This is a genomic window from Mangrovimonas spongiae (assembly GCF_003944795.1).
In the GTDB taxonomy this organism is placed as follows: Bacteria; Bacteroidota; Bacteroidia; order Flavobacteriales; family Flavobacteriaceae; genus Mangrovimonas; species Mangrovimonas spongiae.
The window spans coordinates 149,467-171,042 of record NZ_RWBG01000001.1; the positions used below are offsets into that span (position 1 = coordinate 149,467).

Below are 21,576 nucleotides of genomic sequence, written 5' to 3' on the forward strand. Positions count from 1 at the left end.
GTTATTTTAATACGTCCTTTTTAATGTGAACCTTTATTTGAGCAACTTCGGCTGTTCTGTTGAATAGTGCCTTGCTAATTTCTGAACCCAAGGTTAAATTGTCTTGTGACCTCATCCTGCCATCGCTATAAGTAATATCCACACTGTTTTTGGAAGCTATTGCATACACAATTGGCACTTGGCAATAGGTAAATGCTAATTCGTGTCTATACACTTGAAGTTCTTGTTTGTTTTGATTGACATCCACAAACACAAAGGTTTTAGGGTCTTTTAAAAACTCATCAGCCCTTAACAAAACAGGATTGAACGTTATGTTTCCATTTTCAACAACAACTCCAAGTTCTCCCATTCGGCTTAAGATATCTTCTTTTACCTGACCTGTCATTCCAGGTTGTTGTGCCCCTTTGCCCAAGGGTGTATGCGAATACGGATCGGTTGGAAAGGCACCATAAAGTTTTGGCGATTTATGCACGCCTATGCCTTCGTTAATTTCGTAGTAATGCTCCAATAATCTGCCAATGGTTTCATCACTCTCTTTTAAGTTAATGGCTTGCAAACAACATTCTTGTACTGCGAGCAATAACTTAGAAACCATATGCCAGTAAATAGAGCCCAAGCCTTCATAACCGTAGAATGTTCCTGACCTGCCTGTAAACGCCTTGTGGTTAAAAACATCCTCAAAAGTTTGCAAAACAGCTTTACGCTCTCCTGCCACCAAATCTTGATATCCTTTGTTGGCTAATGCATCTAGCGCTTTATTAAGGCTATTGGCATTGTTGAAGTTACCGTTAAAATGATAATTGCCATCAATATCCTGTTCCAACACATTGGTGTTACCATCGTGAATGAGTTTGGTCAATAGTTTTGAAGCTTCTACTTTTTCGGTTGGGATGGTGTTCTTCTCCAAGAATTTTGGCAATTCCTTGTTTGGGTACAGCAAATAACTGTATTGATCTGGCCTAAATAATTTGCTGTTTTTCATACTGTCCAAAACAGCTAAACTTTCTTTTGGTTTAAGGTACCCTGAACTTAACGCTGCTACTTGACCTTCCAACATTTCGTCTAAATAAGAAATGGAAATGCCATTATTATCAATGGTCATTAAGTTATAGGCGTGGTACATATTGTCTGCTCGCTTATTGGCCTTGATGGAGTGTTCTAGGTATTGCAGCGTTAGCGCAACAAAATCGGTAAGTTTGGAAACCGAAATTGTCTCTTTTCTGCCAGAAAAGGAATGATTGTAAATTTTGCTTCTGTACTGGCTTCCAGCTTCGCCCAAACCATCGGTAACTGTCTTTCTATCGGCATCTGAAATTTTGGACGACAGCACGTTTGAATGTGCTATTAAAACCGAATTAACTTGATTGAAAAACTCCAAAAGTTCTTTTGACAGCTCAATATCCTGCGTTTCTGAAGTTTTCAAAATGTGTTCAAAAAACTTAAAAAAACGTCTTAAATAGTATAATGTGACCATTGATACACCGTTACCAACAAGAGCGTTGTTGGCATCGTTCCATTCTGGTCTTTGGGTATTCATCCAAATACCACCTTCTGGGATAAAATTGGATAACTTAGCAAGTGTTGTTGCCAATATTTTCTCAAGGAAATTTACTTTATGGATAAAGTAATTTTCGTCTCTTAGCAAAGCACCATCTGCACCAAATTCGTCACGTTTTTTACGTATTTGCTTATCTAAATCATAATCAAACTCAATGGTGTCCTTTGGGTCTTTAACAATCTCTTGATAGGGCTTTATTTTATATGGTACGTTGGCATACACAAACAAATCTTTTGTAAAATAATCGTCCAACATATTAGGATAATGGTCTTGAAATGCTTCTAAAAACTTGAGCAAATAAATAATTTGATGGTCGCCCCAATAGCCAATGTACGACCAAGGATCGTGCTCTTCTATCACCTCCCAATCAAAGCCATCCTTTGTAACCCGATACGGATTGTACCCATCAAATGTTGTGGCGTTTAAAAACTTATGGATCATACTCTCCAAAAACTCGGGATAAGAATACGCAAGTGCTTCCCAGTTTTGAAAAATATCACGCCAGTTGCCTTCATAGTCCAAAATTTTCGACCCATCATCTTCGTTTCTAGTGTTAATTGAGAATTTGTTCCACGGTCTGCTTGGATCGCCGTGACGACGACTAAACTTGAGTGGCATATACTCCATTGCCAAACGCCTAAAGTTTTTGTCATCACTATTTACAGCTAACTCTTTGAGTTTTTGTAGTGAGAACACCTCAGGTAGTTTTTCCAAAATGCTTTCGGTAGTTCTGTGTATTTTTTTATTGGCCTTTGCCAAATAGGTATCAAAATCCCACTTTTCAATTAGGTAGTTCAAATCAAAAATGCCACCTCGCATAATGTTGAAAAGTGTGTTGGAGTAATGACGCGTGTTGCGACGTTTATCGGCTGATAGCTGAAACCCGTCAGATGCAGAAACCAAATTCATAAGGCGTTGTGTACCTAATTGAATATCGTTGTTTACTTGGGTTTTTAAGTTGTCGTTATTTTTTATTTTATGTGCAATGGCCGAAATTGCTGAAATCGTTTGGTTAACATTTGCGATAATCATCCATTGTTTTTGGGATTCTGCAGGCAAACTCATTTCACTCACCAAAAAGTAAGCCCCTTTTTCGGCTTTGATGTCATTTTCCTCTTTTACCGACGCATTGTTTCTAAACGCATCCAATTGCAATGAAGAGGCCAAATATTGTGGGTTTTTAATACCCAAAGACCAAACCATGTTTGCTTTTAAAGCTTCACTAGGTTCTGCTCTATCTACAATTATGGCACTTAAACTGTATATGCCGATGCCTGTTTCCTTTTGTATTTCGCTGCGTTTATAGGCATCTACCAAGTTGCTTCTTATGGCTTGCAAATCGGTGTTTACGCCATAGGGCATAATATTTTGAATACCATCCAACAACTTCACATTTACCTCAGCCTCTGAATGGTTAATAAGTGTGCTTTTACGTACAAAACCATATTGATTGCTAGAACACCATTGGTACCTAAAGGTTAGGTTCAAGTCGTGGTTGACTTCTTCAAAAAGGAGTTTGTTTCCAAATCTGTTTTTGTAAATGTTTCTAGAATAGTTGTACTGCCCTTCTTGTCTGTCAGAAAAAGGCTCCCATAGGTGAGCTTGATTATCTACGGTTACCCAAAATATGGACTTACTGCCCGTAACATCATTGAGCTCGGTAACCTTGTCATCGGTATAATAAGGAAATAGTGCGTTTTCAGAGTCTTTTCTTCCAGCAGTTAAACCACCATTACTGGAAATGAACATCCAATGGTTGGAATCGCTCACAATACTCATAAAGAAAGGTCGCATTTCATTATGGTTGGTAATTTTATAGTACTGCTCGTTTCCTATGGTAACCGATTTGAGTTTTATCTCTTTGTTTAGGGCTTGTATGTCTTTCATTACGATCAAAATCTGTAATTCTCTTTTAGATTAATGGTTGAAAAATTCTGTGCAAAACAGCTTAATTCTGTTTTGCCTCATTATAGTTTTTATGTGTTTTAAATGTATTATTTACTGTAGACTCGCACGTAATCTACTAGCATTTGCTGTGGAAAAACCGTGTTTTCATTAGGTACGCCACCATAATTGCCACCAACAGCCACATTCATAATAATGTAAAAAGGCTGGTCGTTAAAAATCCAGTCGCCGGGAATATCATTTGGTGTTAATTGATTATAAAGCACGTCGTCTACATAAAAGTTAATGTAGTTTTCGTCCCATTCAATGCCAAAAACGTGAAATCCAGTATCAAACCTATCGTTGACCAAATCATAAAGCTTGGTCACAGATTCGCCTCCAGAATAGCCTGGGCCGTGAATGGTACCATTAACTATGGTTGGTTCGCTACCACGATTTTCCATAATGTCTATCTCGCCACAAGCAGGCCAGATGACCTCATCAGAATTAGCTCCCAACAGCCAAAATGCTGGCCAAAGACCTTGACCCCAAGGCAATTGTATGCGAGCCTCGAAGCGACCGTACTTTTGCTCAAACAAATCTTTGGTATTGATTCTTGCCGAAGTGTAAGACGCACCTTCGTAAGATTCGCTTAGTGCAGTTATTTTCAGCATTCCATCTTCAACTACAATGTTATCAGTTCTATCTGTGTAATACTGCAACTCGTTGTTCCCCCAACCTGGTATGCCTTGTTCTGAACCGTTCCCCATATCGTAATTCCACAGTGTGGCATCTGGAGCACCATCGACATCAAATTCATCAGCCATCACCAAGTTATCCATCGTAGTGACTATTTGCGTATCGTCTGTTGAGCAGCCCATAATTATTAGACTTGAAAAGCTTAACAATACTAAATTATGTTTGTATGATAAAAACTTCATAAGTTGTTGTTTTAAGTATTAATTGTGAAAGTAAACGTTATCGATAAACACATCTGTAACCTCATAAGGTTGTCCCACAAAAATGTACTGGGCAATATTTGCAGTTGAGGTCAGATTGGTGAAATCTGACAATGGTATATCTAAACTTACCCATTCGCCTTGAGCTAGAGCATTAATACTGATTTCGTGCTCAGTATCATCGCCACCACCAAAGGCATTATCGGCTCCAAAATCTACCAACTTAATGTTGAAAGACGTAAAGTCTGGCGACCACACATCCATATGAAAATGCGTCATTGCAGAAGCATCAACCGTTGTGCTTACCGTTTCTACGCCTACAAATCCTAAATTGGTGTATTTTTTTGTTGGGTTGCCATCAACATCAACATCATCCAAAATAGTTGCTGCCGCAGACCAATCGGTACGCCAAGTATCTACGGTAACATTTGTATACACATCGCTAAACAACGAAATTACATTTGCTGCTGCCAATGTTGGATCTGGTGCCGCAACCGTTGGCGAAGTTGGTACTTGGTAGAAATAGATATTGTCTGCATAAAAATTGGTTAAGTTGGTGCCTAAGTTTTCATAAATAATAAGGCCCATGCTATCCTTGTTTGCCAAAGACAAGGGCATATCGATGCTTGCCCAACCGCCATCAACCAAATTGCTGCTGTTAAGTGTGAATTCTTGATTGGTATCATCTGTACCACCATCTACACCATCAGCTCCAAAATCCCTTAGCGTAATTTTTAGTTGTGCACCAGCATCGAGAACTGGAACAAAAATATCGAAATGCACGTGAGTCATTTCTGAAGCATTTACAGTAGGATTGCTAAAGCTAGTTCCCACAAAATTGAAGTTTGTATAGTTGAGTACATTATCACCATTTACCGTAAAATCGGCAGATTCTGTAGTTTGATAAGGTTCCCAATAGCCATTATAAAAATCTACTGGAACATTGGTATAAGCATCACTAAATATGGATATTACCAACGACTCGTCTTCAGTAGGAACAGGAGCTGCTGTGAAATTACCCAAAGACTCCAAGGTTAATGAACCTTCGGCATCAACACCTGCTACAGTAGCGGTTATTGTTGTCATTCCACTTCCAATTACTGAGACTGTACCCTCTTCTGAAACTGTGGCTGTACTTGGGTTTGAAGATTGAAAATTAAAATAAGCAGGTGCTGCAACAACCGTTACATCTTCTCCAGTACCTAGATTGTAGGTCTGGGATAAGCCTGTAACATTTGCCAATGCTCCGATAAAAGTTTGCTCAGATACATCATTACCTTCCAATATTTTTGGTCTTGGTTGTGCAACCGTTCCCAATTTTTCAAATTTTATTTCGTCTAACCAAATGGTATAGCCAAACCCTCCCGTGTTTTGCGTTCCGGTAGCATATCTAAACACGCCTCTTACTTCTGTCAATTTTGAAGGATCTGGAATTGGAACTACATATTTTTCCCAAGCTGTTCCAACACTCACATTAGTAAGTGTTACTTGATAAGCATTATCAATAAAATCTTCTCCAAAACCAATTTGATCGAGTATGATTCCTTGAGAAGCTTTGGCATAAAAGGTTAAGGCATCATAGCCAGAGAGATCCCTGCCTGCACCATCAATTCTAAAAATACCGCCGGCGTAATTTCCATCGGGATTGTCGGCATTTGGAACATTAATTTCAAGTGAAGCGTTGCCACTGTAAGCCTCTGTGCCCTCAAAGTTTATAACTTCTAAATTTGAATCGCCGTAGGGAAAATAAAAATCGGTACCTAAGCCAACTGGTGCATCCAGAAACACATCTCCTAAGGTAGAAAAGTTGGCTTCTACCGCATCGTCTGAAAGATCTCTTTCGCAACCAAACGCAAAGACTAGTAATAATCCAAGCAAAAGTGCTCTGTTTCGTGTATTTACTGTTCTATTTTTCATTTTTGCCATTTTTTTATTTTCCAATATTGATATGCACGTAGGTTCTTATTTCCCATTCTGATCCATTAGGAAACCCTACTGGACTTAGTGGAGGCACTCCAAATTCTGGGCCTTGCAAAGGCGCATATCTTGGAGAGTACTCATTTAACGATCGCCAAGTATACCTCAAACCTATAGTGGTATTTGGTAATATAAACCAATCTGGTTTACCAAGAGAAGTAGAAATATCTGCCATAAATTGAACTGGGAATGTTAGGTTGAAATCCCTATGATAGTCAAAAGGTCCCCAATCGTTAATTTTTAAATGTGTTTGAAACTTCATTTTCTTGTATATGGCTCTTACATCGCCACCAAATCGGTAAATTGTTCTGTCTGAATCACCATTGCCTTGACCATTTCCATAGTAAAAATTTCCTATCAACCCTAAATCTGGGGAGACCTTGGAAACCATTCTAGAATGTACTTCCCATAGGTCTTCTGCTGGCACAGAGTTAGTAAACGCAAAAAACGTACGGTTAGCTAAAAACCCTATGTGAGCATCCATAGCTGTTGGGTGATGCCTGTAAACAAACCCTAGGTTCATGGCAAATTTTGCGTCTTCAGCTCTGTCATTGTCCCATTGGTACATCCAAGTTCCTGGTGTTGGATCGTAGGTTAGCAAAAGCTCTCCAGCTGTAGTTTCTCTGTTTGATCTTACCGCAAACGGATCGTCTATGACATTTCTTAATCGACCAGGTGCATTAACATCATTTGGCATTGGATCAACCAATGGTTTTTGCCATAAAAAGTTGGGTGCAACTTGAATGTCTCCAAAAGAATAGGTAAAGCCAGAAAGTATATTGGTTTGGTTACCGCTTCCTGTATCTTTAAGCCTCCATCCCGTAAAGGTTTGTGTAGCATCTGCACCGCCATTGGCAACCAATCCCATTATGGCACCTTGACCATACCAATTGAATCGACCTCCTTGATAAGTGATTTTTGCTTTCCCTCCCCAATTATCGCTTGATTTTATTTTATCTTCATAAACAACTCCATTTTTAATATCTTGGAAAGCACTACCATTTAATGGACTTCCTCCCCAAATACCACCAACAGTCACGCCTACTTTACCAAAATCTCTTTCAATGGCAAGCGTGGCTCTTTCGGTTGGCCAAGGTGGTATTATACCACTTCGCGCTTGGTTTTGATCAATGATTCGTCTTCCGTTATCATCAAAATTCAAGTCTGTTTCTACGTCTCTGTGATAAATTCCTGTAACATTGAAATGTCCAAACTTTCGACCGTACTTAAAAAGCATTGCTGGATTTGCACCCCACCACAATTGAGGTCCAAAAGCTGCTTTTAAGCCGTCTAGGCCACGTTTCATATCTACTTCTACTCCTGAAATCTCACCACCATAAATATCTAGGTTTGGGCCATAATTGGCTTCAGGATAAAGGCCGAAAAAATCGCCTTCGTACTGCCAGTGGTAGTGCCCTGTTCTGTAAAATCCTCTTAAATCAAAATGTTTGGATTTCCATTCAAAATCACTTTGATAAATGTTGAGCCTGTTGTTATCTTGTAGGGTAACTTCACCTTCGCTAGTTGAAAGGGTTACTATTCGCGCTCTATTTTCATAAAAAATTTCATCTATTGGGTTTTGTGCCACTCTACCTATGTAATTAACCACAACATTGGCTCTCATGTTTGGGGTGGGGTTGGCCTCCACTCCCACAAAATACGATTGCATATGGTCGAACCCTAATTGGTCTGGGTACACATTTTCATTGGGGTCGGCGTTTTCGGGCGTGGTGATTAAACTTCCACCTGTGTTGAATGTTGTGAATTTAGCTTGCAACTGACTTAGCCTTATTTTGCCCGTTTCTTTAGCTTCAAGTGCTGCTTTATCACCTCGCGCTCTTAATACAGCATCCATAATTTGGATGTTGTTGAAATAGTTGGTCACAAATCCGGCTGTTACAGTGTCATCATAAGGGTTTAACTTATGTGCTTCCTTTAAGGCGTAATAGGCTGCTCTTGGATATAATTCGTAAAGGCCTCTTTCGTTGGTCGGCCCTTTTGCACAAATACCAAACCACTCTTCATTCATGTTATTTTCGCCTGGAGCAAGGTCTATGTCGTAGCCTCCATTTGCCCAAGAAGCATTGTTATCGTGAATATCGGCATTTTCACGCTTATCAAACCCATACTTCCACCAGCCATCGCTGAATTGAAACGTAAAGCCACCAATGGAGTTTTCTGCCCTGCCCAAACCTGCGGCATTTTGATAAATTTCCTTCCAGTTGCCAAGCATATAGTAAGCTTGTGCTTTTTGATCTTCTTGATTTTCTATGGCATTAAATGCATCGGCTCCAAATTCTGTGAACATTAATGGTTTGTTGAGTTTTTCCTTGACCACATCAAACATATCGGTAAACGACACACCTCTATATACATTGGTCCCATAGATGTCTATGTCTGGGCATTCTTCTGCAATAATGTCTATAAACAAGACATCTCCGTTACAGATAGCAACTGGATGATTAGCATCCATGGCTTTCATTTTTTTGGCAGCATCGTTCATTAACTTGTACATTGGTCTTCCTCTTGACTCGCCTATAAATGCTTTTTGAGATTCATCATCTGGAAAGTCCTCAGTTTCGGCACCTTGCCAAAACAAACCATAGTTGTTTTCGTTTCCTAATAAATACATTAACAAGCCTGGTGTGTCTTTATACGTTTTGACCAACATCTCTATTTCACTTAAAAGAAGTTGCGATGTTTTGGGATCGTCATAAATGGTAATGGGCGTCCAAACGCCATCTATAGTTAAGCCATAACGTCCAAAAGAGTGGTTAAGCATCGTGTAAATGCCATATTTCTCATAGATATATTTTATCCATCTTGCTGGCACACCCGTATACTGTCTTATGACATTTACTCCCATGTTTTTAAGCAAGGACATTTCGGTATCTAGACCTGCTTTAATGACATCGTCAGATTTTTCCCAAAACTTGGCATCTATTGTATTAGTGCCAATTGGAATATAGTCCCAGTTCATACCATTAATCATAAAAGCTTCACCATTTACCATAAGTTTTACTCCATCGTTATCGTTGAGCACCGAGACGTTATCAGATTGGGCAAAAACTGTAAAGGAACACGCTATAAGCAAGTATTTGAATATGTGTTTTCTCATTAGTGGTTTGTATTTTGGTTAAGAAGATATTTTGATGAGTTATAAAACTAGCATTTATATATGTTAAATTCTCAAAATACACCTTTACAAAAAACATACATATCAAAAAAAAGGGGGTAAATTTATGAATATCACACTTTATGATGCTTTAGATTGAGTATTTGAAAGAATAATGAAAAGTTTACGTTAGATTAACGATTTATCAAAAAAGCGACTATTGTATAGGTAATGTTAAGGTAAAGTGGGATGTTGTTTGGTTTATTATATGCCCAAAATGTAATTGGTTAAGCTAGATTCGTGGTCTAGATTCATTTTTTTTCTTAATCTGTAGCGTTTAACCTCTACGCTTTTTACAGAAATGTTTAGTAGCGGAGCTATTTCTTTGGATGATAAGTTAAGTCTTAGGTAGGCACACAACTTTAAATCGTTTGGAGTTAAGTTGGAGTGTTTTGCTTTTAGGTTTTTTAAGAAATCCTTATCAGCATTGTTAAACGCTTCTTCAAAAAACTTCCAGTCGTCTGTGTTGTTCAAATTTTTGTCTACTAAACGCACAACTGGTTTTACATCCTTTACATCTTTGACTTGGTTTAATTCTCCTTTAATAAGATTAAGAAATTCGTTCTTTTTAATTAAGCTCATAGTAGAAATGGCCAACTCACGGTTTTTGTTCTCTATATCTTGCTCTAACTTTTCGTTCTTAAAGCGCATGGCTTGTTGCTGGTTTTCCAGTTGTTTTAATTCCAATTTACGCGCTGCTTCTGTTAGTAGCTTTTTTTGTTTTTTCCTATAATAAAATCTATATATGTTGTGCATTAGCAAACTAAATAGCAGAAGCCCTAACAGGTAAAAAAACATGGCCACATTACTTTTATAAAATGGCTTTTCTATCTTAAAGCTGTACGAAGCTTCGTTGGAGGATAGCGTATTCCCTACTTTTGCCCTAACTTTAAAAGTATAATTTCCCGATGGTAAATTTTCGAAGCTATGTGACGTTTCTGTTGACCAATTGGACCAATCTTTGTGCAAGCCTTCTAGTTTATACTGGTATTTGGGTTGATAATAGGTGTTAAACAACGGAATGCTGTATTCCAAATGAAAATAATTGTTTTTATACTTAAAGTCTTGGGATTGTATTTTATCTAATAAGCTATAGTTGGCATTGGCTGCCTTACTGGATATTTTATTTATGCTTATTGCATACTGATAATCGTCTATTTTATTGGTTTCCAACACAACATAACCATAAGATGAACCAACTAAATAATTGTTTTTACTTATCTTGCTTATGTTTTCGTAACCTGATAATTCGTCTCCAAATGAGCTTGGAAAAACAATACTCTCAATTTTTGGGTTGTTATCAAAACTGCCTTTGGAAATGGCATAAATATAATCTGTACCAAAAGCCCATAGTTGATCATCCTCTTTAATTGCAATAAGCTTACCAGATGTATACTCAAAATCTTTGTAAATGCTACTTAAAGTGGCATCTTTAACAAAGGTATCTTGTTTAGAGTTGTACTTAAAAATCCCATACTTATAAGCATAATAAATGGTATCATTAAATTTTACTAAGCTTGAATTTACGCCTTTACTTACTCCAGGAGCTTTCCCAAAATGAACGACATTCATAAAATTCGCATCCAACTCAACTTTAAATACGCCTTTGTATTCGTGGCTTACAAACAACAAGCGCTCACCAGCATATTGAACATGTTTGGAGGATATATTAAAACCGTTAATTTTATTTCTTAAAAACCAGGTATTATCATCCTGCTTTTCCAATACAAACAAACCGCTATAGTTACCTTGCAAAATAAGATTATCATTTAACGGAGTGAAATCCCAAGTACCATTTTCTTGTGAAATTAGTTTTGAAGTGCTCCCTTCTATAATATAAGTGCCATTATGATGGCCACAAAAAAGCGTATTATCTATTTCTTTTAAACTCCATACTTGCCCTTTGGTTCCTTCAATAAACTTGAAAGACCTTTTAGTGTTTTGCTTTTTATAAAATAGTCCTTGGTTAGTCCCTACATATAGGTTGCCGTTAAAAACTATGGAAGCATAAGTAGTTCCTATAATACCCTGATAATCATTATAGATTTTAAATGGAGAATCAAAGTCAATCATGTTTAGGCCGTTATCCAAACCTAACCAAATATTACTTTCATCATCTTCAAAAACGCTTAATACTGTGTTGTTACTTAAGCCGCTTAATTGGTTGATTTCATATAGTATTTCGCCTTTTTTATCAACAATTAGAACACCATTGGAAATGGTTCCTAAAACAAAGGAACCATCTTTTAACCGCTTGCAACTATACACACTTTTTAAATCCAAAGCTTTGTTAGCAGCAATATTCCATTTATTCAATTGGTTGTTGTCAAGCCAATAAAAACCATTGTCCTGGGTTAGAAAAAGTAATTTTGAGTCAATGTAGAAGATGTCAACAACTATTTTTTCTTTCAATACAGCATGATCTGAAATCAAGTTTGCCTTGCCATTGTTAACCTCAAAAAACCCTTTACCCAAACCCTGAAAATAAATGGTCTCATTGGCATTAAAGGCTTTATTGAGTCTAGTTTCTGAATCAATTATATCTATATTATTATCTTTAGTATCATAAACATAAAGCCTGCTAAGTGATTGAAAAATCACCCATTTGTCGATTTTCAAAATGTTCCAAAACTCTTCATCTTCGAGAAGTTTACTAGCAATCTTGTTTGATAATGAAGTATAATCTAAATTGCCAAAATTGTTTTTTTGCCAATAGCCAAACTCCATATAACATCCTGAAAATATTTTATCTCCAATAACTTTAACCGATCTAACAATAGACTCGTTTGGTGAGGGATATAACTGCCATTTGGCACCATTGAACTCCAGTAACCCAGAATTGTTAGCCACATAAATAAACTTATCTTGACTTTGACTTATCGCCCAATTTTGCGCTTCGGCTTTGTAGGTTTTGGGTTGAAAGATGCTTATTGGCGGGATTTCTTGTGCAGATGTGTACACAAACACAAATAAATATAAAAGGAATAATAGCTCTTTTTTCTGCACGTCGATTATTTATCGATACAATATACAAATTCAATAATATTTTTCCCTAACAAGATTATCAAAAACAAAGCTGTTTTTATTTTTAAATTTGTGCAAAACAATAATTGTAAAATGACAAAACTCTTGGCCTACCCCCTAACCGTTATTTACTTTATATTTTTTGGACTAACGCTTGTTGTTTTTCACCCTATACAATGGCTATGTCTAAACATGTTTGGATATCAAGCCCATAAAAAAAGTGTCGATTGGCTACAGTTTTTTTTAATGCGCTGTACCAATATTTTAGGCACTAGATATTCTTTTAACAACCCTTATAAGATAGACGCAAACCAACCTATCATCATTGTTGCTAACCATCAAAGTATGTACGACATTCCCCCTATTATTTGGTATATGCGCAAACACCACCCCAAATTTATTAGTAAAAAAGAATTAGGAAAAGGCATACCAAGTGTATCTTTCAATTTAAAATATGGCGGCTCAGCTTTAATCGATAGAAAAAAACCAAAAGAAGCCGTTCAAACCATTAAAAACTTTGCCGAATACATTAAAACCAATAACCGGGCGGCGACCATTTTCCCTGAAGGCACACGAAGCCGAACAGGCCTACCAAAACCTTTTCAGAAAAAAGGTTTGATTACTTTGTTTGAAGGTATTCCAAATGCTATGGTAATTCCCATAACCATTAACAATTCTTGGAAAATGCTACGCTACGGAAAACTCCCCATGGGATTGGGAGCGCATTTAAAGTTTAAAGTTCATCAACCCGTAAAAGTGAGTGATTTTGATTATAATACACTAATTAAACACTTGGAAACTGAAATCACAAAAGATGTTATCGTATGACACAAAACGAAATCGTAGATAAAACAAAAATCTTTGTAAAACAACAACTTGAAAATGCCGAAGGTGGTCACGATTGGTTTCATACGCAACGGGTTTTAAACAACAGTTTACGCATTGCAAAAAATGAAAATGCAGATGTCTTTGTGGTGGCTTTAGGAGCCTTACTGCACGATATTGCTGACAGCAAGTTTCACGATGGCGATGAAAATGTTGGTCCTAGAATTGCTCGTGAGTTTCTATTTAAATTGGATGTAGATTTAGATGTTATCGATCACGTTGTGAATATCATTAAAAACATTTCGTACAAAGGTGGTAATTTTGAACAAACCTTCACCTCACCTGAATTGAACGTTATTCAAGATGCCGATAGATTAGATGCTATTGGCGCTGTTGGTATTGCAAGGTGTTTTAATTATGGTGGTTATAAAAACCGAAAACTTTATGATCCAGATATTGCGCCCAAACTTAATATGAACAAAGAGGAATACAAAGCTTCAACAGCGCCAACTCTAAATCATTTTTACGAAAAACTACTGCTTTTAAAAGACCTGATGAATACTGAAACTGGAAAGCAATTGGCCAAACAACGTCATCAATTTATGGAAACTTATTTGGACCAGTTTTATGGCGAATGGCATGGCGAACGTTAGTTAAAATAATTTCAATTGGCCTTCTTTATACTGCTCGTGAAGCTGAGTATTTAATCTAGGCATCATTTTGTCTTTAAAGTATTTTTGTTTTGCCAATCGTATTAGCATATTTATTTGCTCGGCAATTTTACCTTCACCACGCATTCGTGTTCCGTAACGACTATCGTTAAGCGTTCCGCCATGGCAACTTTCAATTTGGTGAAGTACTTTCTCGGCTCTATCTGGCATTGTTTTTTTAATCCAATCGGAAAAAATCTCCCCAATAGCGCCATTCAGACGCACAATGGTATGCGCAATGGATAAGGCACCAGATTCTGATACTTGATTTGCCATTGGCAATATTTCGTGACTATTAATCGACGGGATAATGGGTGCTAACATTACATTAACGGGAATACCATTTTCTGAAAGCGTTCTAACGGTTTCCAAACGTTTTTTAATCGTGGCCGTTCTGGGCTCCAATATACGCCTAGTATCTTCTGATAATGACGTAATAGAAATATTAACAGCCACCAAACCATCTTTATGTAATGCTTTCAAAAGATCCAAATCACGCAATACCAAAGCATTTTTTGTAATAATAGCTACGGGGTGTTTATACTTTAAAAACACTTTTAAACATTGTCTTGTAAGTTGAAACGTTTTCTCAGCCGGTTGATAACAATCGGTGTTACCAGACATAACAATAGTTTGGGCTTGCCAGCTTTTCTTTTTCAGAAGATCTTCCAGTAACTTTGGCGCATTTTTTTTGACCAAAATGCGACGTTCAAAATCCAATCCAGCACTATAACCCCAATATTCGTGAGAGTTTCGTGCGTAACAATAAATACAACCGTGTTCGCAACCTTGATACATATTCATAGAATACGTCATCCCAACATCTGGGCTTTTCACCTTGTTGACAATGGTTTTAGGGAAGGTTTCTAGATATACTGTTTTGTTCTTATCGGCATCTTCACCTTCCTTAGCACAAAACTCCAAAAAATCGTCGCGCATCTCGTGACTTAACTCAAAGAAACGATTGCGCACATTTTTTTGTGCGCCACGACCTTTGATAATGGGTTTTTGCTGTTCTAAAGAAGACATAAAACGGGAATATTTCTTTAAAATTATAAAGAATAACCCGCGAAAAATTGTTAAAATGAAACAAGTTTTCAACAAAAAAAGGCAGCTTTTTAGGCTGCCTCTTATATTTTCAAGTATAAGGTTATTTCCCTGGAAAATCGGCTTTACGTTTTTCTAAAAATGCTGTGGTACCTTCCTTAAAATCTTCGGTACCAAAACAGTTTCCAAATTCTTCAACCTCAACATTAAAACCATTCACACCATCTTCGTAATTAGCATTAACCGCTTTAATGGCCGAACGAATAGCGACAGACGAGTTTCGCATAATCTTTCCAGCTAGTTTTTCAGCTAGAGGGATTAACTCATCTAAAGTTGTCACGTGGTTTACTAAACCGTAATTTAGCGCCGTATCGGCATCAATCATACCAGCTGTCATTACCAATTCCATAGCGCGACCCTTGCCAATAAGTTGCGGTAAACGTTGTGTACCACCATAGCCTGGAATTACACCAAGCGAGGTTTCTGGCAAGCCCATTTTGGCATTGTCACTAGCAATTCTAAAATGTGCGGCCATTGCCAGTTCTAATCCACCGCCAAGCGCAAAACCATTTAAAGCTGCAATAACTGGCGTGCCTAGGTTAGCCACAAAATCAAACAACAATTCTTGACCTTTAGCAGCCAATTCTTGACCTTGATTCACGTTAAAGTCGGCAAACTCACTAATGTCTGCTCCTGCTACGAAGGCTTTTTCGCCACTTCCTGTAATAATAATCACCTTAGTATTGGCATCATTATCGGCTGCTTTAAAAGCCTCGTGAAGCTCTTGGATGGTTGCTTTGTTTAACGCATTTAATTTTTTTGGTCTATTAATGGTTATGGTTGTAATACCATTGTTTTGTTCTGAAAGAATGTTGTTATAACTCATTTTTATTGATTTATTCGGTTGGAAAAACCACCTTAAACGTGGTTCCTTTATTTTTTTCTGTGGTAAAGGTAATACTTCCTTGATAAGTTTCCACAATGTTCTTTACCATTGCTAAACCAAGCCCCATACCACTTGACTTAGTGGTAAACTTAGGTTCGAATATTTTGTCTTTGTTTTCTTCTAAAATACCTACGCCATTATCCGAAATAGTGATAATAACCTCTTGGTTTCCTTTGGAAACATTTACTAAAATGGTCTTGTTTTCTTTATCGTCTGGAATAGCTTGCGTGCCGTTTTTTACCAGGTTTGTAACCACGCGAATAAGTTGTGTACGATCTAATTTTGCATTAATAACATCCTTTTCAGATGTAAAATGGATATAATCTTCACTAAAAATATCTAAGGCTAGCTTGGTAATTTCGACCACATTTAGCATTTCATTTTTTTGCGCAGGCATTTTGGCAAAATTTGAAAATGCCGATGCTATCGAACTCATGGTATCTATTTGTTGAATAAGTGTTTTACAATATTCATCTACTTTTTTATCAATATCAGGGTCATTAACATCAAACTTACGTTGAAAACTTTGCACACTTAATCGCATTGGTGTTAATGGATTTTTAATCTCGTGAGCTACTTGTTTTGCCATTTCGCGCCAGGCTTGTTCACGTTCACTTGTCGCTAATTTCACAGCACTTTCTTCAAGCTCGTCTATCATACTATTGTAAGCCTTAACCAAGTTTTCAATTTCTTCACTTGAGGATTCGACTTCTATTTTCTCGTTACGTTTTTCAAGGCGTGTGGCTTTCATTTTTTCACTTATGGCCTTAAGAGACTTGGTTATGTATTTGGACAGCCAATACGCCAAGACTATGGCGAAAAATAACATAAATAAATATGCTAAGGCTAAGCGTTTTAAAAACTCATTCAGCTCGTTAGTAAAAAAGTCATCATCTTCTAAATATGGTAAATTTAAAATCGCTAACGGTTTAAATTTTTGATCGGTGATGTATGAATACGATGATTGAAACACCCGGCCTCCTTCAAAATTCTTTTCAACATAGCGGCGTTCTGAAGTTTGCGATAAATGATTTAGAATATTGGCGTCCAAGCAATTTGTTGCTGTAGTATCTGGTGAAATAGATGCTTTTGAAGAAATAAGAAGTCCGCCATCTAAATCGTATAATTTAACCTGCAGATTGTGAACATCGGCAATTTCGTAAATTTCTTCCTTAAAAATTAAGGGGATTTTTTCGGTGGTAACTTCGTAAGTAGTTTCACGTATAACAAAATCTATATTACGCTTTATGGCGCGTTCTTTTCTATTTAATCGCTCTTGATGATAGTCTTTTGTTTCTTCTCTATATTGATGAATTGTTACTACTGCAATCAAAATAGATGCGACAAGCACCAGTAAAATCATCGCAATAAAAATCCTAAATCGTAAAGAGAGTTTTTTTAGCTGCATACGTTTATTTAGTTAACTAAATATAGCAATAATCAAGCCACTTCATTTTATGCATTGGGATTTTTAGACCTAATGTTTTTATAGATTTTAAACCCTAACATTAATAATACGCCTAAAACCACAATGCCAACAACGCCAAAAATCCAGTTTATAGCATTTTTTAGAATGACCAAAAACACCACAGCAAATAGAATAAACGTGGCGCCTTCATTCCACAAGCGCATGAAATTAGATGTTTTTGTTACCTCATCACGTTGTAACTGTTTATAAAACTGATGCGTTTTTAGGTGATACACAAAAAGCAGTAAAACAAATAATAATTTAACGTGCATCCAAGGTTGTTGCAACCAAACTGGTTGTATAATTAACAACCATACGGCAAACACAGTTGCCAAAATAGCCGATGGCCAAGTAATAATATTCCACAAGCGTTTTGCCATTAGTTTTAGCTGTTTGCCAAGAATGTCTTTCTCTGGCGATGGCTTATGAAAAGCTTCTATTTGGTATACAAAAAGTCTTGGAATGTAGAACAATCCTGCAAACCAAGTCACAACAAAAATTAAATGTAACGCTTTTATATAATTGTAATATTCCACAAGCTAAAGGTAATTATTCTGAAATTGGTTTAATTAAAGTCTTTCGTATTTCCCTGTTTAAAAAATATGCCGTAACAATAGTTGCCAACACATCGGCAATAGGGAACGACATCCACACGCCTAATTCACCATAAAAACTGGGTAAAATCAAGATTAACGGAATAAAGAAAAACCCTTGCCGTGTTAACGTTAACAGCAAAGCTGGCGTCGCTTTACCAATGGCCTGAAAATACGCCGCGCCAATTAATTGAATAGCAATAATAGGTGTTGCTGCAAACACCCAACGCATAGCACTTGGTGTTTCTTTAAGTACTTCGGCATCGTGTGTAAATAAACGTGTAATGACATCGGGAAATAGCATTAATAATATAAAAATGACCGTTGCCAAAATAACCGCGTATTTAATGGCTGTATTAATGGTTTCTCGCACACGACTATATTTTGATGCACCATAATTATAGCCTGCAATAGGCAAAAAGCCTTGGGTGATTCCGAAAACTGGAAACAAAGCAAACATTAACATTCGTCCAACAATGGCATAAGCAGTCACCGAGGTTTCGCCTCCTAAATTGAATAGAATGTTGTTCATAAACAAATAGGTGATACTTACAACGGCTTGTCTAGCTAAAGTGACAAAGCCTAATGAGCCTATTTCTTTAACTATTAATTTATCTAAACCTAAATGAGCAAAACTTAGTTTTAATTCGGAGTTTTTCGAAAAGAAAAACCACAAAATAAACAGCAAACACAACATATACGATCCTGTGGTTGCCCAAGCAGCACCATACATACCCAAATCCAGAACGTTAATAAACACATAATCTAAAATAAGATTGCCAACCGATGGAATCATCATGGCATACATAGCAAACTTTGGTTTACCTTCGGCACGTATAACGGTATTTCCCATCATACAAAGTGCCAAGAAAGGCACACCATAAAGTACAATGATGTAGTAAATTTTTGCAGGCTCGAAAATGGCTCCTTTACCTCCAAAAGCAGGAATAATATCATCAACGTACAACAACCCAAAAACGACTAAAGTTACCGTAAACAAAAGGGTTAAAGTAATTTGATTACCAAAAGTTTTTAACGCTTTGCTTTTATTATCTGCTCCTAAAGCACGAGAAATAATGGACGATCCACCAACGCCAATACTCATTCCAAGGGCAGCAATAAAAAACGACACAGGCAGCACGACATTAATAGCTGCAATGGCTGTAGAACCAATCCAATTACCAACAAAAATAGTATCGACAAGGATATTCAGCGACATTACCAAAATACCTATCGACGCCGGAACAGCTTGTTTTACCAATAATTTACTTATGGGTTTCGTACCTAAGTCTTCCGAAGCTACTTTCGCCATTAAACGGTCACGGTTTCTGTGGTTACCCACGTGTTAATCCACTTGGCTAATAAATCTACCCACTCTTGATCGTCGTTTAAACAAGGTATTGTCGTGAAATTTTCGCCACCAACTTCGTGAAAAATCTCTTCACCTTCCATAGCAATTTCTTCTAAGGTTTCCAGGCAATCACTTACAAAAGCTGGCGTAACAACTGCCATATTTTTCACGCTTTGAGTTCCTAATCGTTCGATGGTTCTATCGGTATATGGTTGTAACCACGGATCGAACCCTAAGCGCGATTGAAAGGATGTAGAATATTTTCCTTCTTCTAATTGAAGTTTTTCAGCAACCAAACGCGTTACCTCAAAACATTGATGACGGTAACAAAATTGATGTGCTTTTGATGCTGTTACACAACAGCTTCCATCTATTTTACAATGCGACTTCGTAATATCGCTTTTTTTAATATGACGCTCTGGAACTCCATGATAAGAAAATAGTAAGTGATCTATGTTTTTTCCTTTTAAATGTCTTGAAATGCTATTTGACAAGACTTCTATATAATCTGGATTATTATAAAACGCCGGTAAATCGGTGATTTTTAAATTAGGAAAATCTGTTTTTCTTATGTCTTTGGCCAATACCAAAATTGTTTCGGTTGTTGCCATAGCAAATTGTGGATACAACGGAATAAGCAACACCTCTTCTACACCTTTATCAACCAAATCTTGAAGGCCCTTTTTTATGGTCATACTTCCATAACGCATAGCCAATCCAACAGGCATTTCTACTTGTTGTTGCACTTTTTCCTGTAAGCGCTCTGAAATAACAATTAACGGCGATCCTTCTTCCCACCAAATCTTTTGATAAGCAGCGGCCGATGCTTTTGGTCGTGTGTTTAAAACAATACCGCGCACAATAAAACTACGTAACCAAAATGGCACATCAATAACACGCGGATCCATTAAAAATTCGTCAAGATATGTTTTTACATCCTTTGGATTAGGACTGTCTGGCGAGCCCAGATTGACGAGTAAAATTCCTTTTTTCATTAATTTTTCTTAGTTAAGATATCGACATCACATATTTTTTTGGTGTCGTACCATATTTCTTTTTAAATGCTGCAATAAAATGACTTGCTGTACTGTAACCTACTTTTAAGCCCACTTCATTTACATTGTGATCTCCCGATTCCAAAAGTTTTCTGGCATACTCCATTTTATAGTCAAACAAAAAACTAAATACCGAGTCACCATAAATTTCTTTAAACCCTTCTTTAAGTTTTTTAAGACTTAGTCCGATTTCATCGGCCAATTCTTGCAAAGTTGGTGGTTCAGCCATTCGTGATATAATAATATCCTTGGCTTTTCGTATTTTAATTACATTGGTTTCATCAACCAAAAATGGGCATTGTTCTACATTGGCTTCTTCATTTCTGTGAAAGTACAAACTTAATAGCTCATATGCTTTGCCATTGAAATAAAGATTTTTTATAGAACTATTAAGATTATAATGGATAAGTTGTGTTAACACAATAGCCATTGATGGCGTAATTTTCCCATCCTTATAATATTTTTTATCTTTATTATCATCGCTCAAAAACGTTATGTAATCGGCTTCTTGCGAAAATAAGCTATGGAATTTTTTTATTGAAATTAAGACTGAAACTAGCCAAGTATGTGGGTTGCTATTAATATGAATAGGTAAATCCCGTTGCGGATTATACAATAACAACGATTTTTCATCTTCAATATTTAAACCATAATTTCCTTGATTAAATACAAACTTACAAGACCCTTTTAAGCAAAAATGAAACTGTATAAAGCTACTATCAATATCACGCTCTAAAACCTCAACTAGCTCATTTTCATTTTGATAGGTAAGCACAATAAAATCTTCGTCTATTTTCACTTCGGAAAACGACCCTTTAGCGACATTTTTCATACGGTTAAAATCAGACTTCACTACATAATTATTTAGACTTGTTCTAAATTAGAAACATCAAAAGCTTTGATATGTCTGCAAAAATATGATATTTATCAGTTTCTATAAAAAAACAACGCTAAAAAACCACTATCGACATTAAAAGTTCTTTTAGCGTTACTTTTTGTTGCAT

General features: G+C 36.8%; 14 protein-coding genes. 2 read left to right on the plus strand and 12 right to left on the minus strand.

All coding sequences use genetic code 11. The features are described 5' to 3' along the window. Position 1: 1 nt before the first annotated feature. From EJA19_RS00725 to EJA19_RS00745, 5 genes are all read right to left on the minus strand, one after another. The gene (locus EJA19_RS00725; RefSeq protein WP_125466427.1) at positions 2-3,445 is read right to left on the minus strand and encodes a hypothetical protein; all 3,444 of its coding nucleotides are present in this window, start codon (positions 3,443-3,445) and stop codon (positions 2-4) included. 107 nt (positions 3,446-3,552) lie between these two features. Beyond that, positions 3,553-4,383: a glycoside hydrolase family 16 protein gene (locus tag EJA19_RS00730; protein WP_125466428.1), complete on the minus strand. Its 831-nt coding sequence runs from the start codon at positions 4,381-4,383 to the stop codon at positions 3,553-3,555. Positions 4,384-4,401: 18 nt separating this feature from the next. Further along, positions 4,402-6,318, minus strand: coding sequence for a glycosyl hydrolase family 16 (locus tag EJA19_RS00735; protein WP_206075149.1), 1,917 nt, complete (start codon positions 6,316-6,318; stop codon positions 4,402-4,404). A 13-nt stretch (positions 6,319-6,331) separates the two neighbouring features. After that, positions 6,332-9,496, minus strand: coding sequence for a glycoside hydrolase family 2 TIM barrel-domain containing protein (locus EJA19_RS00740; RefSeq protein WP_125466429.1), 3,165 nt, complete (start codon positions 9,494-9,496; stop codon positions 6,332-6,334). Between the two features lie 261 nt (positions 9,497-9,757). After that, positions 9,758-12,559 carry a triple tyrosine motif-containing protein gene (locus EJA19_RS00745; RefSeq protein ID WP_240640178.1) on the minus strand — a complete coding sequence of 934 codons (2,802 nt, stop codon included), beginning with the start codon at positions 12,557-12,559 and terminating at the stop codon, positions 9,758-9,760. Between the two features lie 111 nt (positions 12,560-12,670). On the opposite strand from EJA19_RS00745, the gene EJA19_RS00750 reads away from it, so the two are divergent. Next, positions 12,671-13,405: a lysophospholipid acyltransferase family protein gene (locus tag EJA19_RS00750; RefSeq protein ID WP_125466430.1), complete on the plus strand. Its 735-nt coding sequence runs from the start codon at positions 12,671-12,673 to the stop codon at positions 13,403-13,405. Further along, complete coding sequence (locus EJA19_RS00755; protein WP_125466431.1) at positions 13,402-14,055, plus strand: HD domain-containing protein; 654 nt, start codon at positions 13,402-13,404, stop codon at positions 14,053-14,055. The genes EJA19_RS00750 and EJA19_RS00755 overlap by 4 nt, the downstream gene beginning before the upstream one ends. Here EJA19_RS00755 and EJA19_RS00760 read toward each other — a convergent pair whose 3' ends face one another. The 7 genes from EJA19_RS00760 to EJA19_RS00790 all read right to left on the minus strand — a co-directional run bounded on the left by EJA19_RS00760 (position 14,056) and on the right by EJA19_RS00790 (position 21,404). After that, a complete protein-coding gene (locus tag EJA19_RS00760; protein WP_125466432.1) occupies positions 14,056-15,141 on the minus strand; it encodes a PA0069 family radical SAM protein in 1,086 nt (361 codons plus the stop codon). Between the two features lie 121 nt (positions 15,142-15,262). Continuing rightward, on the minus strand, positions 15,263-16,045 hold the full coding sequence (locus EJA19_RS00765) for an enoyl-CoA hydratase/isomerase family protein (RefSeq protein WP_125466433.1): 783 nt from the start codon (positions 16,043-16,045) through the stop codon (positions 15,263-15,265). 10 nt (positions 16,046-16,055) lie between these two features. Continuing rightward, positions 16,056-17,513, minus strand: a complete 1,458-nt coding sequence (locus tag EJA19_RS00770) for a sensor histidine kinase (protein WP_125466434.1) — start codon at positions 17,511-17,513, stop codon at positions 16,056-16,058. Between the two features lie 47 nt (positions 17,514-17,560). Continuing rightward, positions 17,561-18,109, minus strand: a complete 549-nt coding sequence (locus EJA19_RS00775; RefSeq protein ID WP_125466435.1) for a CopD family protein — start codon at positions 18,107-18,109, stop codon at positions 17,561-17,563. A 13-nt stretch (positions 18,110-18,122) separates the two neighbouring features. After that, positions 18,123-19,478: an MATE family efflux transporter gene (locus EJA19_RS00780; protein WP_125466436.1), complete on the minus strand. Its 1,356-nt coding sequence runs from the start codon at positions 19,476-19,478 to the stop codon at positions 18,123-18,125. Continuing rightward, the gene (gene hemH / locus EJA19_RS00785; RefSeq protein WP_125466437.1) at positions 19,478-20,512 is read right to left on the minus strand and encodes a ferrochelatase; all 1,035 of its coding nucleotides are present in this window, start codon (positions 20,510-20,512) and stop codon (positions 19,478-19,480) included. Before hemH ends, EJA19_RS00780 begins: the two co-directional genes overlap by 1 nt. A 13-nt stretch (positions 20,513-20,525) precedes the next feature. Further along, positions 20,526-21,404 (minus strand): helix-turn-helix transcriptional regulator, encoded by an 879-nt coding sequence (locus EJA19_RS00790; RefSeq protein WP_125467116.1) that lies wholly within the window; start codon positions 21,402-21,404, stop codon positions 20,526-20,528. Between the last annotated feature and the right edge of the window lie 172 nt (positions 21,405-21,576).

Excerpts from the sequence above, each read along its gene's own strand:
- EJA19_RS00725 (WP_125466427.1), bottom strand. The coding sequence starts at position 3,445 with ATGAAAGACATACAAGCCCTAAACAAAGAGATAAAACTCAAATCGGTT.
- EJA19_RS00730 (WP_125466428.1), bottom strand. The coding sequence starts at position 4,383 with ATGAAGTTTTTATCATACAAACATAATTTAGTATTGTTAAGCTTTTCA.
- EJA19_RS00735 (WP_206075149.1), bottom strand. The coding sequence starts at position 6,318 with ATGAAAAATAGAACAGTAAATACACGAAACAGAGCACTTTTGCTTGGA.
- EJA19_RS00740 (WP_125466429.1), bottom strand. The coding sequence starts at position 9,496 with ATGAGAAAACACATATTCAAATACTTGCTTATAGCGTGTTCCTTTACA.
- EJA19_RS00750 (WP_125466430.1), top strand. The coding sequence starts at position 12,671 with ATGACAAAACTCTTGGCCTACCCCCTAACCGTTATTTACTTTATATTT.
- EJA19_RS00755 (WP_125466431.1), top strand. The coding sequence starts at position 13,402 with ATGACACAAAACGAAATCGTAGATAAAACAAAAATCTTTGTAAAACAA.
- EJA19_RS00760 (WP_125466432.1), bottom strand. The coding sequence starts at position 15,141 with ATGTCTTCTTTAGAACAGCAAAAACCCATTATCAAAGGTCGTGGCGCA.
- EJA19_RS00765 (WP_125466433.1), bottom strand. The coding sequence starts at position 16,045 with ATGAGTTATAACAACATTCTTTCAGAACAAAACAATGGTATTACAACC.
- EJA19_RS00770 (WP_125466434.1), bottom strand. The coding sequence starts at position 17,513 with ATGCAGCTAAAAAAACTCTCTTTACGATTTAGGATTTTTATTGCGATG.
- EJA19_RS00780 (WP_125466436.1), bottom strand. The coding sequence starts at position 19,478 with ATGGCGAAAGTAGCTTCGGAAGACTTAGGTACGAAACCCATAAGTAAA.
- hemH (WP_125466437.1), bottom strand. The coding sequence starts at position 20,512 with ATGAAAAAAGGAATTTTACTCGTCAATCTGGGCTCGCCAGACAGTCCT.
- EJA19_RS00790 (WP_125467116.1), bottom strand. The coding sequence starts at position 21,404 with ATGAAAAATGTCGCTAAAGGGTCGTTTTCCGAAGTGAAAATAGACGAA.